This window comes from Pseudomonas sp. 313 (genome assembly GCF_000316965.1).
Taxonomy (GTDB): domain Bacteria; phylum Pseudomonadota; class Gammaproteobacteria; order Pseudomonadales; family Pseudomonadaceae; genus Chryseomonas; species Chryseomonas benzopyrenica.
The window spans coordinates 196,200-210,968 of the sequence record NZ_ANBZ01000061.1 but is presented as its reverse complement, the minus strand read 5'-3'; the positions used below and the strand labels follow the sequence as shown (position 1 = coordinate 210,968).

12 protein-coding genes and 3 tRNA genes are annotated in these 14,769 nt (G+C 61.8%); 11 read left to right on the top strand and 4 right to left on the bottom strand.

Going from position 1 to position 14,769, the window contains the following annotated elements:
* Window positions 1-69: 69 nt before the first annotated feature.
* Entirely contained in the window at window positions 70-1,095 is a 1,026-nt protein-coding gene (locus tag C722_RS0112595) for an outer membrane protein assembly factor BamD (RefSeq protein WP_017640837.1), read from the bottom strand.
* Window positions 1,096-1,283: 188 nt separating this feature from the next.
* Here C722_RS0112595 and rluD point away from each other — a divergent pair, with 188 nt between their 5' ends.
* The 11 genes from rluD (at window position 1,284) to C722_RS26440 (ending at window position 12,856) form a co-directional block, all read left to right on the top strand.
* The gene (rluD, locus tag C722_RS0112590) at window positions 1,284-2,243 is read left to right on the top strand and encodes a 23S rRNA pseudouridine(1911/1915/1917) synthase RluD (protein ID WP_017640836.1); all 960 of its coding nucleotides are present in this window, start codon (window positions 1,284-1,286) and stop codon (window positions 2,241-2,243) included.
* Entirely contained in the window at window positions 2,240-2,971 is a 732-nt protein-coding gene (gene pgeF / locus C722_RS0112585; protein WP_017640835.1) for a peptidoglycan editing factor PgeF, read from the top strand. The genes rluD and pgeF overlap by 4 nt, the downstream gene beginning before the upstream one ends.
* Before the next feature lie 131 nt (window positions 2,972-3,102).
* Window positions 3,103-5,667, top strand: coding sequence for an ATP-dependent chaperone ClpB (gene clpB / locus C722_RS0112580; RefSeq protein ID WP_017640834.1), 2,565 nt, complete (start codon window positions 3,103-3,105; stop codon window positions 5,665-5,667).
* Between the two features lie 162 nt (window positions 5,668-5,829).
* Window positions 5,830-5,905: transfer RNA gene (locus C722_RS0112575), tRNA-Asn, on the top strand.
* Window positions 5,906-5,915: 10 nt separating this feature from the next.
* Window positions 5,916-5,992: transfer RNA gene (locus tag C722_RS0112570), tRNA-Pro, on the top strand.
* A 5-nt stretch (window positions 5,993-5,997) separates the two neighbouring features.
* A tRNA-Lys gene (locus C722_RS0112565) sits at window positions 5,998-6,073 on the top strand.
* A 332-nt stretch (window positions 6,074-6,405) separates the two neighbouring features.
* On the top strand, window positions 6,406-6,939 hold the full coding sequence (locus tag C722_RS0112560; protein ID WP_017640833.1) for a GspH/FimT family pseudopilin: 534 nt from the start codon (window positions 6,406-6,408) through the stop codon (window positions 6,937-6,939).
* On the top strand, window positions 6,940-7,536 hold the full coding sequence (pilV, locus tag C722_RS0112555; RefSeq protein WP_017640832.1) for a type IV pilus modification protein PilV: 597 nt from the start codon (window positions 6,940-6,942) through the stop codon (window positions 7,534-7,536).
* Between the two features lie 3 nt (window positions 7,537-7,539).
* Window positions 7,540-8,340 carry a PilW family protein gene (locus C722_RS0112550; RefSeq protein WP_017640831.1) on the top strand — a complete coding sequence of 267 codons (801 nt, stop codon included), beginning with the start codon at window positions 7,540-7,542 and terminating at the stop codon, window positions 8,338-8,340.
* On the top strand, window positions 8,337-8,945 hold the full coding sequence (locus tag C722_RS0112545; protein ID WP_017640830.1) for a PilX N-terminal domain-containing pilus assembly protein: 609 nt from the start codon (window positions 8,337-8,339) through the stop codon (window positions 8,943-8,945). The genes C722_RS0112550 and C722_RS0112545 overlap by 4 nt, the downstream gene beginning before the upstream one ends.
* Window positions 8,942-12,856: a pilus assembly protein gene (locus C722_RS26440; protein ID WP_017640829.1), complete on the top strand. Its 3,915-nt coding sequence runs from the start codon at window positions 8,942-8,944 to the stop codon at window positions 12,854-12,856. Before C722_RS0112545 ends, C722_RS26440 begins: the two co-directional genes overlap by 4 nt.
* Window positions 12,857-12,917: 61 nt before the next feature.
* Here the strand turns inward: C722_RS26440 and cyoE are convergent, their stop codons facing one another.
* Genes cyoE through C722_RS0112525 form a run of 3 tightly spaced genes read right to left on the bottom strand, consistent with a single transcriptional unit; the run spans window position 12,918 to window position 14,769 of the window.
* Window positions 12,918-13,805, bottom strand: a complete 888-nt coding sequence (gene cyoE / locus C722_RS0112535; RefSeq protein WP_201785582.1) for a heme o synthase — start codon at window positions 13,803-13,805, stop codon at window positions 12,918-12,920.
* Between the two features lie 11 nt (window positions 13,806-13,816).
* Window positions 13,817-14,155 carry a cytochrome o ubiquinol oxidase subunit IV gene (gene cyoD, locus C722_RS0112530; RefSeq protein ID WP_026083817.1) on the bottom strand — a complete coding sequence of 113 codons (339 nt, stop codon included), beginning with the start codon at window positions 14,153-14,155 and terminating at the stop codon, window positions 13,817-13,819.
* A complete protein-coding gene (locus C722_RS0112525) occupies window positions 14,155-14,769 on the bottom strand; it encodes a cytochrome o ubiquinol oxidase subunit III (RefSeq protein ID WP_026083816.1) in 615 nt (204 codons plus the stop codon). The genes cyoD and C722_RS0112525 overlap by 1 nt, the downstream gene beginning before the upstream one ends.

The following is a 14,769-nucleotide window of genomic DNA, read 5'->3' as shown; positions in this document are numbered from 1 at the left end:
TCACGATCAGAAGCTGACGCAATAAAAAGGGGAAGCCAGTGGCTTCCCCTTTGCACATCTGCTGCCGGATCAGTCGAACAGACCAAGGGTCAGGCGGCTGAACCAGGAGCGCTTGGCCGGAGCCGGGGTCGCGCCGCCGGCCTTCTCGGCTTCGGCCGGGTCGACGATGCGCAGCTCGGGCGCCAGGTTGTCACGCTCTTCTTGGTACTTGCGCTGGATGTCCTGGCTGGCGCGGGTCTCGCCGGGCGGCAGCGGATCGCTCGGGCGATCGATCAGGCCCAGGGTCGCGCGGGTCAGCCAGGAGCGCTGCTGATCCTTGTCGTCCGGCTCGCGCAGCTGGAATTCGCCATCCTTGAGGCTGACATTGTCCGGGTAGTTGAGCTTGAGGGTTTCCAGGCTGGTGGCCGCCAGGTCGTTGAGACCCAGGTGCTTGTAGGCCTCGGTCATGATCGCCAGGCCGTCACCCACGGACGGGGTGCCCTGGAAGTTCTCGACCACGTAGCGACCGCGGTTGGCGGCGGCCACATAGGCCTTGCGGGTCAGGTAGTAGTGGCCGACGTGGACGTCGTAGGCCGCCAGCAGGTTGCGCAGGTAGACCATGCGCGCCTTGGCGTCCGGGGCGTAGCGGCTGTTGGGGAAGCGGCTGGTGAACTGGGCGAAGTCGTTGAAGGAATCGCGCGCCGCGCCCGGGTCACGCTTGGTCATGTCCAGCGGCAGGAAGCGCGCCAGCAGGCCGCGGTCCTGTTCGAAGGAGGACACGCCCTTCATGTAGTAGGCGTAGTCGACATTGGGGTGCTGCGGATGCAGGCGGATGAAGCGATCCGCCGCCGTACGCGCCGCCTCGGGCTCGCCATTCTTGTAGTTGGCGTAGATCAGCTCCAGCTGGGCCTGTTCGGCATAGCGGCCGAAAGGATACCGCGACTCCAGGGCCTTCAGCTTGCTGATGGCGTCCGTGTAGCTGCTGTTGGAGATATCGCGCTGAGCCTGGGTATAGAGCTCGCCTTCCGGCAGATTTTCCGGAACCTCGGGCGCTTTCGAGGAGCAGGCGGCGGTGAGGACTAGGCTGGTGACCAGCAGCAGGTGCTTCAATTGCATGGCGGCTTGGATTCCCCGAAACGGTCGGCGGTGCAGGGATGAGCGCGGAGAGCGCTCACCTAGCCTGTGACGGGGCCGGAACCGTCCTGTTATGATGATCGACCCGGAATGCCGGGGCAAAAAAGTCGCCGTATTTAACCACAGGGTCGGGCCGATTCCAAAAGCCCCGCCATTGCCCGCGCAGATCCATGTCCGAATCCATCGTTCTCAATGCCGAAGTCCCCTACGAACTCGGTGGCCAGCGCCTCGATCAGGTCGCTGCCCAGCTGTTCGCCGAACATTCCCGCTCGCGTCTCGCCGCCTGGATCAAGGACGGTAGCCTGACCGTCGACGGCGCCGTGCTGCGTCCGCGTGACTCCGTCCATGGCGGCGCCCAGCTGGCGCTGCGTGCCGAGCGCGAGGCCCAGGGCGAGTGGGTGGCCCAGGACATCGAGCTGGACATCGTCTACGAAGACGATCACCTGCTGGTGCTCGACAAGCCGGCCGGGCTGGTGGTGCATCCGGCCGCCGGCCATGCCGACGGCACCCTGCTCAATGCCTTGCTGCACCATGTACCGGGACTGGAAAGCGTGCCGCGCGCCGGCATCGTCCATCGCCTGGACAAGGACACCACCGGGCTCATGGTGGTAGCCAAGACGCTGGAGGCCCATACCCATCTGGTCGCCCAGTTGCAGGCACGCTCGGTGAGCCGCATCTACGAAGCCGTCGTTGCCGGGGTGATCGTTGCCGGCGGCACGGTCAATGCGCCCATCGGGCGTCATTCCCAGCGTCGCCAGCAGATGGCGGTGATCGCCGGCGGCAAGCCCGCTGTCAGTCACTACCGGGTGCTGGAGCGCTTCCGTGCCTATACCCATACTCGGGTCAAGCTGGAGACCGGCCGTACCCACCAGATCCGCGTGCACATGACCCACGTCGGTTTCCCGCTGGTCGGCGATCCGGTCTATGGCGGTCGCTTCAAGATTCCGCCAGCGACCAACCCGACCTTGATCAAGACCCTGCGCGAATTTCCGCGCCAGGCGCTGCACGCGCGCTTCCTCGAACTGGACCATCCAGTGACCGGTGAACGGCTGCGCTGGGAGTCGCCGCTGCCGGAAGACCTAGTCTGGCTGCTGGATCTGCTGCGTCAGGACCGGGAGTCCTTCGAGTGACAGGCGCCGACTGGCTGCGGCCGGACTGGCCGGCGCCGGTCGGCGTCCAGGCCTGCGTCACCACCCGTTTGGGTGGTGTCAGTCAGCCGCCTTTCGCCAGCTTCAACCTCGGTAATCACGTCGGTGACGATCCGGCGGCGGTCGCCGAGAACCGTCGACGGCTGGGCGAGGCCCTGGGGTGCCAGCCGGCCTGGCTCGAACAGGTTCATGGCACCGCGGTGGTCGAAGCCGACCCGACCCAGGTGCTGCGTGCCGATGCGGCCTGGAGTGCTACGCCTGGTATCGCCGTGACCATGATGACCGCCGACTGCCTGCCGGCGCTGTTCTGCCGGCGGGACGGTTCCCGCGTCGCGGCGGCCCACGCCGGCTGGCGCGGTCTGGCCGGTGGGGTGCTGGAAGCGGCTGCCGCCAGTCTGGCCGTGCCGCCCGCCGAGGTGCTGGTCTGGCTGGGGCCGGCCATTGGCCCAGCCAGCTTCGAGGTGGGTGTCGAGGTGCGTGAGGCTTTCCTTGCCCAGCACGGTGACGCCGGGCAGTGCTTCGTGGCCAAGGGCGGGGACAAGTACCTGGGCGATCTCTATGCTCTGGCCCGTCTGCGTCTCGCCGCCCAGGGCATCACGGCGGTCTATGGGGGTGGCTTCGATACCTTTGTCGATCACCAGCGCTTTTTCTCCTACCGGCGCGCCTCTCGCACCGGTCGCTTCGCCAGCCTGATCTGGATCAAGCCCTAGGCATTTTTTTGGGATGTCAAGCCTTCCTGGCTTGAATCGTTACGCATCGCCCCTATCTAAAGGTCATTCCCGCGGGTAATTGAAAGCGCCTTCTGCTGCGCCATCCCGCGTTTCAGATAAGGACCTTGCCCATGCGTATAGACCGTTTCACCAGCAAACTGCAGCTCGCCCTGGCGGATGCCCAATCCCTGGCCGTCGGCCACGACCATCCGGCCATCGAGCCGCTGCACCTGTTTTCCGCCTTGCTCGACCAGCAGGGTGGCTCCATTTCCCCGCTGCTGCGCCAGGTCGGCTTCGACCTTGCCAGCCTGCGCAAGACTCTCGGCGAAGAGCTGGACAAGCTACCCAAGATCCAGAATCCCACCGGCGACGTGAACCTGTCCCAGGACCTGGCGCGCCTGCTCAACCAGGCCGATCGCCTGGCCCAGCAGAAGGGTGACCAGTTCATCTCCAGCGAGCTGGTCCTGCTCGCCGCCATGGACGAGAACACCCGCCTCGGCAAATTGCTGCTGGGGCAGGGCGTTTCGCGCAAGGCGCTGGAGAACGCCATCAACAATCTGCGCGGCGGCGAAGCGGTCAATGACCCCAATGCCGAAGACAGCCGCAAGGCGCTGGACAAGTTCACCGTCGATCTCACCAAGCGCGCCGAAGACGGCAAGCTCGACCCGGTGATCGGCCGGGACGACGAGATCCGCCGCACCATCCAGGTCCTGCAACGGCGGACCAAGAACAACCCGGTGCTGATCGGCGAACCCGGCGTCGGCAAGACCGCCATCGCCGAAGGCCTGGCCCAGCGCATCATCAACGGCGAGGTGCCCGACGGCCTCAAGGACAAGCGCCTGCTCGCTCTGGACATGGGCGCCCTGATCGCCGGCGCTAAGTTCCGCGGTGAATTCGAGGAGCGCCTTAAAGGTGTGCTCAACGAACTGAGCAAACAGGAAGGCCGCATCATCCTGTTCATCGACGAGCTGCACACCATGGTCGGCGCCGGCAAGGCCGAAGGCGCCATGGATGCCGGCAACATGCTCAAGCCAGCCCTGGCCCGCGGCGAGCTGCATTGTGTGGGCGCCACCACTCTCGACGAGTACCGCCAGTTCATCGAAAAGGACGCGGCCCTGGAGCGGCGCTTCCAGAAGGTGCTGGTGGACGAGCCGAGCGAAGAGGACACCATCGCCATCCTGCGTGGCCTCAAGGAGCGCTACGAGGTGCACCACAAGGTAGCCATCACCGACGGCGCCATCATCGCCGCGGCCAAGCTGTCCCATCGCTACATCACCGATCGCCAGTTGCCGGACAAGGCCATCGACCTGATCGACGAGGCGGCCAGCCGCATCCGCATGGAGATCGACTCCAAACCCGAGGCCCTGGATCGCCTGGATCGCCGGTTGATCCAGCTCAAGGTGGAACGCCAGGCGCTGAAGAAGGAAGAAGACGAGGCGGCGCGCAAGCGGCTGGAAAAACTCGACGAGGACATCGCCCGGCTCGAACAGGAGTACGCCGATCTGGAGGAAATCTGGAAGGCCGAGAAGGCCGAGGTCCAGGATTCCGCCCAGTTGCAGCAGCGCATCGAGCAGGCCCGCACCGAACTGGAGGCCGCTCGCCGCAAGGGTGACCTCAATCGCATGGCCGAGCTGCAGTACGGCACCATTCCCGATCTGGAGCGCAGTCTGCAGATGGTCGACCAGCACGAGAAGCCGGCCAACCAGCTCCTGCGCAACAAGGTCACCGAAGACGAGATCGCCGAGGTGGTTTCCAAGTGGACCGGCATTCCGGTCAGCAAGATGCTCGAAGGCGAGCGCGACAAGCTCTTGCGCATGGAAGAGGCCCTGCACAACCGGGTGATCGGTCAGGACGAGGCGGTCACGGCCGTGGCCAATGCCGTGCGCCGCTCGCGGGCCGGGTTGTCGGACCCCAACAAGCCCAGCGGGTCCTTCCTCTTCCTCGGCCCGACCGGGGTCGGTAAGACCGAGCTGTGCAAGTCGCTGGCGGAATTCCTCTTCGATACCGAGGACGCCATGGTGCGTATCGACATGTCCGAATTCATGGAGAAGCACTCCGTGGCGCGCCTGATCGGTGCACCGCCCGGCTACGTCGGTTACGAGGAGGGCGGCTATCTGACCGAGGCCGTGCGGCGCAAGCCTTACTCGGTGGTCCTGCTGGACGAGGTGGAAAAGGCGCATCCGGATGTCTTCAACATCCTCCTGCAGGTGCTGGATGACGGTCGCCTGACCGACAGCCAGGGGCGTACCGTGGACTTCCGCAATGCGGTGATTGTCATGACCTCGAACCTAGGCTCGGCACAGATCCAGGAGCTGGTGGGCGATCCCGATGGCCAACGCGCCGCGGTGATGGATGCGGTGGCCGGTCATTTCCGCCCCGAGTTCATCAACCGGATCGATGAGGTGGTGGTGTTTGAGCCCCTGGGTCGCGAACAGATCGCGGGTATCGCCGAGATCCAGCTGCAGCACCTGCGGCAGCGCCTGGCCGAGCGCGATCTGCAACTCGAGCTGACGCCGGAGTCCTTGGACAAGCTGGTCGCCGTGGGCTACGACCCGGTCTATGGTGCGCGTCCGCTCAAGCGGGCCATCCAACGCTGGATCGAGAACCCCCTGGCGCAGCGCATCCTGTCGGGTGCCTTCGCGCCAAACGCGCGGATCCACGGCAGCGTAGAGGGCGACGAGATCGTCTTCGCCTAGGAAAAGACCGGGTGACCTCAGGGTTGCCCGGCTTTCCGCATAAATTTGTGAAAAAACAGCAGGCTAGGTGTTGACGTCTGTTTCTACTTCCGTAAAATGGCGCACCTCACTTACGGCAAAGCTCGAAAGGCACTGACGTAAGAGGGGTTGGAAGATCGAAATTCCGCGATAGCTCAGTCGGTAGAGCAAATGACTGTTAATCATTGGGTCCCTGGTTCGAGTCCAGGTCGCGGAGCCACTTCCATTCTCGGGGTATAGCGCAGCCCGGTAGCGCGCCTGCTTTGGGAGCAGGATGTCGGGAGTTCGAATCCCCCTACCCCGACCATATTTGGGTCGTTAGCTCAGTTGGTAGAGCAGTTGGCTTTTAACCAATTGGTCGCAGGTTCGAATCCTGCACGACCCACCATTTACCAGGAACCCTCCGCAAGGAGGGTTTTTGCGTTTTGGTGCATTACTTTTTCCTTCGAGATCCAATTTGTGCTGGCAAGGGGCTGATCCCGCTAGTACGCCAGACAAGGCGCGCGCTCGACATCCTTCTGCTTCCACAGGGGTACCGTGAAAAAGTCGCGCCTAGGTTGGCCTGCCTCGCTTCCATCACGTCGCGCTCTATTCCGCTCATCTCTGGCAAACGCCGTCATCCAGGCTGCGTCCCGCGCCTATCAAGGCGATAGCCGGTCATAGCGACCGTCTGAGGCCTTACTACTATCAGGTGAAGTAACGGGTTTTCAGGCGGCGGGAATGCAGTCGAAACGCCTCTCGGGCTTCACGCTTATCGAGGTCTTGATCGTCGTGGCGCTGCTGGGCATCGTCACGGCACTGGCGGCGCCGGGCTTCGCCGGTCTGGTTCAGAGCAACCGCGTCCAGGCGGCAGCGGGAGAATTACAGCGCGCGCTCTATTACGCGCGCAGTGAAGCCATGAGTCGCGGCGTGAATGTCGTCGTCACGACCGATCCTGTGGACGCCAACGGCTGGATGGGCGCGCTGAGGATCAGTACCGTCAGTACGGTGGTACTGCCGACAGCCGAGGTACTGCGGCAATACAGTGGTGGGCTGGGCAATGGCGTCAATGGGACCGGAGCCGTGGGCGGCACTCCGCTCGCCAGTCTGACGTTCCAGCCCAACGGCAGTTTGAAATTGACTGGCGAGGCCACCATTCGCGTCTGCGCCACCAATGCCCTTGCCCAGGGTAAGCAATTCACGCTCAGCCAGGGGGGCGTGCTGAGCGTGGCCGACTACGTGCCTACCCGCCCAAGCGCTGTGGGGTGCAGCTAAATGAAGCCACAGCAGGGTGGGTTCAGCATGATCGAGGTGCTGGTCAGCTTGGTGATCATCTGCATCGGTGTGCTGGGCATGGTGGCCTTGCAAACGCGCAGCGTGGCGCTGTCCCAGGACTCGGTGCAGCGCAGCAATGCGATGGTTCTGGCCAATGACCTGCTCGAACTGATGCGCAGCAATCGCGATCAGGTGGTGGCCAGTGACAAGGTCAAGATCGACGGCGCCTATATCAAGCAACCGGGGACCAATTTTCGCACCAGGGCGCTCGATGCCGGCAAGACCTGCCTGAACCGGGATCGCTCTGCGGGAGGTGACACGGTAGCAGGGCAGGATCTGGGGTGCTGGTTGAATCAGGTGAAGGCCTTGCTGCCGGTGACGGATGCCTTGATCGCCAGCAGTTTCGCGGTCTGTCCGGCATCCGGCGTACCGCCGTTGCCCGCCAGCGATACCTCCGGCAACACCACGCCACTCAAGGCCTGCGAGACCACGGCGGTGGCACCGGTAATGGTTGTGGTGGCCTGGCAGGACGTCAGCAACGATTCGCTGAATTGTCCCAAGGGCGTCTGCTACTACGCCTTGCGCTCGGAGCTGTAGGCCATGCTCATCATGTCGCGTGGACAGAAGGGTTTTTCACTCATCGAGATGATGATCGCCCTGACCGTGGGTACCTTCCTGGTGCTGGGCGTCTCGCAGATCTATATCAACAACAAGCGCAGTTTTCTCTTTCAGCAAGGCCAGACCGGCAATCGCAACAATGCCCAGTTGACCTTGCAGGTACTTGATCGGCAACTGGCGAGAACCGGGTTCCGCGCCAACATCCGCAATCAGAGCACCCTGTCGTCGGCGTTTCCCGCCATCAATGCCGTAGCGGACAACGATGGTGTCAGCTGTCCCGCCCTTGACGCGGGCGTCACCTTCGCTGCCACTACGGACAATGTCGACGCGCCTACCGGCGTCTGCATCCGCTATCAAGGTGCGCTGGACAACAAGGACCTGGATTGCCTAGGCAACGTCATTCCCCGGGTCAATCTCAATGTCGGCGGCAATATCCTGCTCAAGCTGCGTTATACCGCCGGCGCGACACCCGGTGCCGGTACCTTGAGCTGCACCGTTTGGAGCGAGCAGTCCGGGGCTCTGACACGCAAGGGCAGCGCGGTGCTGGTGCAGGGGCTGCAAGATTTTCGCTGGTCTATCCCGTTGAAATCCGATGTGCAAAAGGGCAGCAGCGCGGCGGTGCGCTATGCGGCGCTGCTCAGCACCACCGAGGCACTCACGAGCGATGTCGCCAGTAACGCTGCCGCTAATTGGAAGACGCTGACGGGTCGGCAGATCGATGACGCGAGTCGGCCAATGCAGATGCTGCAGAGCACCGTCATGCTGAGGAATCTCGCGCTATGAAAGCCTACCGCCGTCCTGGGCAGCGGGGTGCGACCTTGTTGATCGCCCTGGTGATGTTGCTGCTGCTTTCGCTATTGGCCGCCTCGAGCATGCGTCAGACCTTGCTGCAGGCCCGCAGTGGTGGCGCGGCGCTGGAAAACACCCAGGCCTTCAATGCGGCGGAGGCGGCGCTACGGGAGGGGGAGCGCCGCTTGGTCGCTCTCAGCCAACAGCCTTCCTTCACCGCCTTCAGCGCCGGTTTTGCCAGCTGCACGGAAAGCGTGCCAGCCGTGCGGAGCGCGTTCGCCAAGGCACAGACCGGTGATCTTTGCATCCTGACCAAGGCCAGTGATCTCAGCACCAGTAGCCTGACCCAGACCTGGGCGGCCACCGCCTTGCAGGCGACTGGAAGTGCGCCCACAACCCGTACGGTCGCCTATCGCGGCTCCGATGGCAGCGCTTCTTTCAGCCAGACGCCGCGCTGGGTGGTGACCGCCATGGGGAGTAGCTCGGTCGATGTGTCTGCACCGGCCACCAACCTGTTCCGCATCACCGCCGTCGCCCAGGATCGAGGCCGGCGCTTCCCGGTGATCCTGCAGAGCGTCGTCGCCCTGGAGGTGCCATGAGTCGAGCCGTATCAGGCCTTGGGGCGCTGACCCTGCTCCTGACCTTCGCTGCGCCAGCCGCTCAAGCCGCGGCGCTGAATCTCAGCCAGCAGCCGCTGTTCCTGACCAACAGCATCGGTCCCAATCTGTTCGTCACCCTGGACAACTCCACCAGCATGCAGATGGCGGTGGTGCCGGATGCGTCCAATACCAAGGAAATCAGGCCTACAAGGCGCGCCAAATCAGCGGCCTTCAACAGCCTGTATTACAACCCGGCCATTACCTATCCAGCGCCTTATGCCGTGAGCTATAGCAACTCCGGAGGGCTGGTTCGTACCCGCCTGGCCACCAGTTTTACTAGCGCCTACGTCAATGGCTTTCGCCCTAACTTGGGTAGCGTGAATCTGGCGAGCGACTACCGGGTGAGCTGGGGTTACAACCCGAACATCGTCACAACCGATCCCAATGTCGCGCGCGGGACAACCTATGATCTTCCCGGATTGCAAAACAACAGTGCCAGCGTCCTGGCGGAAAATCCTAGTCTAGATTTCAACGCCGGAACCTATCGGGGTACCAGTTCGGTTCGGACGAATCTGACGGCGACTAGTATCTTGTTCGCCGACAGTTTCACCGAGACCATTAATGGCGTTTCCGTGAATATCACGGACCCTTCGATCCTGCAGAGCATTCTGACACCCGCCAGAGGCTGTTCGGCGACCATTGCCGATCCTGCTTACAGTGCCGTGACCTGCACTAGAAACATCGTCTACGGCGGTCCGCTAAGCGGCATCCTCGTTTCTTCACTTTCTTATACGATTACCGCAACGGTTGCCAACACAGTTACCAGTACACCGGCCTACTATTATCTTTACGACACCAGCCTCAATGCGTGCGTGCCGGTCAACAAGGACAACGACGGTTGTTATCGAAGGGCATTCGTCAGCGCTACCTCGGGGCCCAACGGCACGGACGAGCGGCAGAACTTCGCCAACTGGTATTCCTTCTATCGTAGCCGCGCGCTGGCTGCGCAGACGTCGACCAATCTGGCGCTGGCGGACGCCTCGGAGAATATCCGGCTTGGCTGGCAGGCATTGGGCACCAGTGACAGCTGCATTCTGGTAACCGCCAATGCCAACTGCCGCGGCATTAGCAACTCCAGTTCCACGACCTATGACAACCGGCTGAGGCCCTTCACCGGGGCGCACCGGGCCGCCTTTTTCACCTGGCTGGGCGACGTCTACTACAACCAGAGTACGCCCTTGCTGCAGGCGGTCGCCCGTGTCGGCGATTTGCTCAAGACCACAGGCAGTGAAAGTCCCTATGCCTTCCAGCCTGGCAGCAGCGAAGCGCCGGTCTATGGCTGTCGGGCCAGCTACAGCCTAGTGGTGACCGATGGTATCTGGAATGCGGCTTTCGCTTCGAGCGACGTGGATGGTAGCGCTGCTACCTTGCCGGATGGCCAGCAGTATTCTCCACAGGCGCCGTTTCAGGACACCACGGCCAATACCCTGGCGGATCTTGCCTTTCTCTATTGGCGTACCGATGCCCAGCCCAATCTCGATAACAAGGTGCCTCCCTATAACACCACCACCAGCGACGAGAAGCAGGGCAGTCGGACCCTTTCGCCCTATTGGAATCCGCGCAATGACCCCGCCACCTGGCAGCACCTGACCGGCTTCTATGTCGGTATCGGACTGAGCAGCGCCCTGGTCAATCCGGCCTGGGGCGGGGACACCTTTTCCGGAGGCTATTCCGGGTTGGCGGCCGGTACCACGCCCTGGCCAGTGGCCGGCGCGGACAATTCGGTCAATCAGAACAACGTCTATGATCTCTGGCACGCGGCGATCAATTCCCGGGGTGAGTTCTTCAGTGCCGAAAACGCTAGCGATCTCATCAGCTCCCTCGGCAAGGTAATCACCCGGATCAATCAATCCACCAGTGTCGGCGCCAGCCAGACCCTATCCCCGACCCAGGTGGGAGATACCACCTCGCTCTATACCTATGAGCCCTCCTTTTCCAGTACCGACTGGAGCGGGGATGTCATCAAGTATCAACGCACCGCCACGACCAAGACCCGCATCTGGAGTGCGGCTCAGCAGCTCGATAGCCGGTTTGTCGCGGGCAATACCGCTTTTGCCGCTCGAAAGATCTATATGGCCAAGGGCGGCACGCTGACTGATTTTGCCTGGGCCAATCTGAACGTTGATCAACAGATCAGCCTCAATCGAACATCGGGCGGCGCTACCGATACCTACGGCAGTCGCCGTGTGGACTATCTGCGTGGAGATCGCAGTCTGGAAGCCCCTAGCGCTACGCCCTCCTTGCGGCCACGCAACCATATCCTTGGTGACATCGTGAATTCATCCCCGGTTGTCGTGGACGTACCTGATAGCCCCATAGCCCTGATGAACGCGATGGTGGGCGATAACTCTTATACGACCTTCCGTGAGTCTAATGTCTTACGCGAACGGCGAATCTATGTCGGCGCCAACGATGGCATGTTGCACGCCTTCAATGATCAGGGCCAGGAGGTCTATGCTTTTGTTCCCAGCGAAGTCATCGGCAATCTCACTCGACTGACCGAGCGTAGTTACAACGGTGGCGGGCACCAGTCCTTTGTTGACAATACCCCGGTAGTAGGCGACGTCTATATAGATAGGTGGCGCACTGTTCTGGTCGGAACGCTACGTGGGGGAGGGCGAGGTATCTTCGCTCTGGATATTACCAATCCAGATGCTCCGACCCTGCTGTGGGAAAGGACGGCGGCTAATACGGGTTATACCGATCTGGGCTTTACCTATGCACGTCCTGTAATAACCCGAATGCAGTCAGGGCGCTGGGCCGTGATTGTCGGAAATGGCTACAACAGTACGAACAAAGGCAGCGTTGATGATATTGCTGCTTTGCTTGTAATCGATCTAGAAGACGGTACGGTCAAGCAGCTCACTCCACCGATCTCTGGAACCCAGCCTAATGGACTGGGTTCGCCCTTCGTGGCCGACGTCAATGGCGACTTGATAGCAGACTATGCCTACGCAGGCGACTTGCAGGGTAATTTGTGGCGCTTCGATCTTTTCGGCTCCTTTTCACCCACAACTGGTTCGAGTGATAGATCAGCAGTTTCCTTTGGCGGCCGACCGCTGTACACCGCTCGGGCCAGCAGCGTGGCGCCAGGCACCACCAACCTGGTCCAGCCGATCACCGCCAGTCCGTTGGTGGTTACCCACCCCAGTGGCACGGGGCACCTGGTGCTGTTCGGAACTGGCAAGTACCTCGAGGTCAACGATGCCATAGCCAATACCAGCAAGGCCATGACCCTCTACGGTATCTGGGATCGGCAGACCGATGGTTCGCCAGCGGGCAGTACGCCGCTATTGACCACGGCCAATCTCCAGCAGCAGACCCTGGGTACCGATCAACGCATCAGCTATACCAGCTCCGCCGGTTCCCGTGCCAGCAGCACCGCGAACACCGTTTCCACCACGGCGGTGAACTATGACCCTGTCACGGCTGCTAACGGCAAACAGGGCTGGTACCTCAATCTGCCGCTGAACGGCGAGTTGGTGATCAATAAGCCCCAGCTGTTCAGCGGCGCGCTGTTGATGAGCTCTTTGATACCCAGCACCGACGCCTGTACCGCTGGTGTGACCACCTACCTCTATGCCCTGGATCCCTATACCGGCGGCAGCAACAAGGGACTGTTCAACCTTGGACTGGATACGGTCTACGGGCGCTTCCAGATGGATGGTTTGCTGGGAGGGATCGTGCCCTTCGTCTATGGCAATGGCACCTTCAGCATGGAGGGCACCTTGGCCGATTCCGCGATCTATGGCAGCGATACGCCGCCCAGAGATGGAAAAGGCGGTAATTTAAGTCCTAGCCGCCGCCAGACCTGGCGTGTCATCACCAATCAGGACTATCCCGATCCTTAGGAATCGAGAACTCATGAAAAAGCCCGGCACTAGGCCGGGCTTTTTCATGGAACGGTGCGTCTCAACGCGCGTAGGTCAGCAGCACGTCGCCCGGGATCTGGAAGTCCACCGACATCATCACGCTCAGGGCGGTGATGGCGATGATGGAGAACCCGAACAGCTTGCGTGCCCATTGCACGTCGTTCTCGGCCTGATAGCCCATGAAGGCCAGGCGCAGCCACCAGGCACCGATCACGGCGGCCACCGCCAGGTAGACATAGCCGGCATAGCCAAGCACGGTCAACAGCAGGGTGGCGGCCAGGAAGGCTACGGTGTACCAGACGATGTGACGCTTGGTCACCGAGATACCCTTGGCCACTGGCAGCACCGGAATCGAGGCCGCGGTGTAGTCCTTGAGACGGAAGATGGCGATAGCGTAGGAGTGTGGCATCTGCCAGAGGCAGAAGATCAGCAGCAGCACCGCGGCGCCGCTGTCGAACTGGCCGCTGGCGGCGCAGTAGCCGATCACCGGCGGAGCGGCACCGGACAGGCTGCCGACCAGGGTACCGTGGACCGAGGTGCGCTTGAGCCAGAGGCTGTAAAGCCCCACGTATACCACGAAACCCATCACCGCGAAGGCGGTGGCGACCAGATTGGTCGCCACGTACAGCAGCCCCACCCCGGCCAGGCCGAGGAGGGTGGCATAGGCCAGCGCCACCTTCGAGGAGATCGTGCCCTGTACCAGGGCACGATTGCGGGTTCTTTCCATCTTCTGATCGATGTCCATATCGATCACGTTGTTGAACACACAGCCGGAAGCAATGACCAACGACACCCCGATAGCCGTCGCCAGCAGCAACAGCGGGTCGATGCTCCCTTTGGAAGCCAGGAAGAACCCGCCGGCAACCGAGATCAGGTTGCCGAAGATGATGCCCGGCTTGGTCACGAGAAGGTACTTCTTGATCATCACGTCGGCCCGGTTCAGTGGATCATCATGTTGTGGTGCATGTGGTACATGATCCACAGGGATCCCACGACCAAGATACCGACGATGACCACGGTGAAACCAAAGGAGATCACGTTCCAACGCTGCTCTTCGGAGGTGTTCAGGTGCAGGAAGAAGTACAGGTGCACCAGCAGCTGTATCACCGCCATGATCACCACGATCGCCAGGGTCGCGCCCTTGGAGAAGGTGGGGAACATCACCAGGCCGAAGGGAATGACCGTCAGGATGACCGACAGGATGAAGCCGACCATGTAGCTCTTAAAAGTGCCATGGCTCTCGGCGGTGTGCCCGTGGGCGTTATGGTCGTGCGCCATTACAGAACCCCCATCAGATAGACGATGGTGAAGACGAAGATCCAGATGATGTCCAGGAAGTGCCAGAACAGGCTCAGGCACGACAGGCGGGTCACGTTGGTGGTGGTCAGACCCTTGGAAGAGATCTGCAGCATCAACACGATCATCCAGATCAGACCCGAGCTCACGTGCAGACCGTGGGTGCCGACCAGCGCGAAGAACGACGACAGGAAGGCACTGCGATCCGGACCCCAGCCCTCATGGATCAGGTGGTTGAACTCATAGAGTTCCATGCCGATGAAGCCGGCACCGAACAGCCAGGTGACCGCCAGCCACCCCAGGACGCCACTCTTGCTGCCCTTGTGCTGGGCAATCATGGCGAAGCCGTAGGTGATACTGGAGAACAGCAGCAGGAAGGTCTCGACCAGCACGAACGGCAGATTGACGATGTCGTGGTGGGTCGGGCCGCCCGCATAGGCGTTGCTCAGCACTGCATAGGTCGCGAACAGGGTTCCGAACAGGATGCAGTCGGTCATCAGGTAGGACCAGAAACCGAAAGTGGTCAAGGATCCCGCGTCGTGGTGCCCATGCTCCTCGGCATGGGCGACTTCGTTATGCATAACTTGATTCGCCAT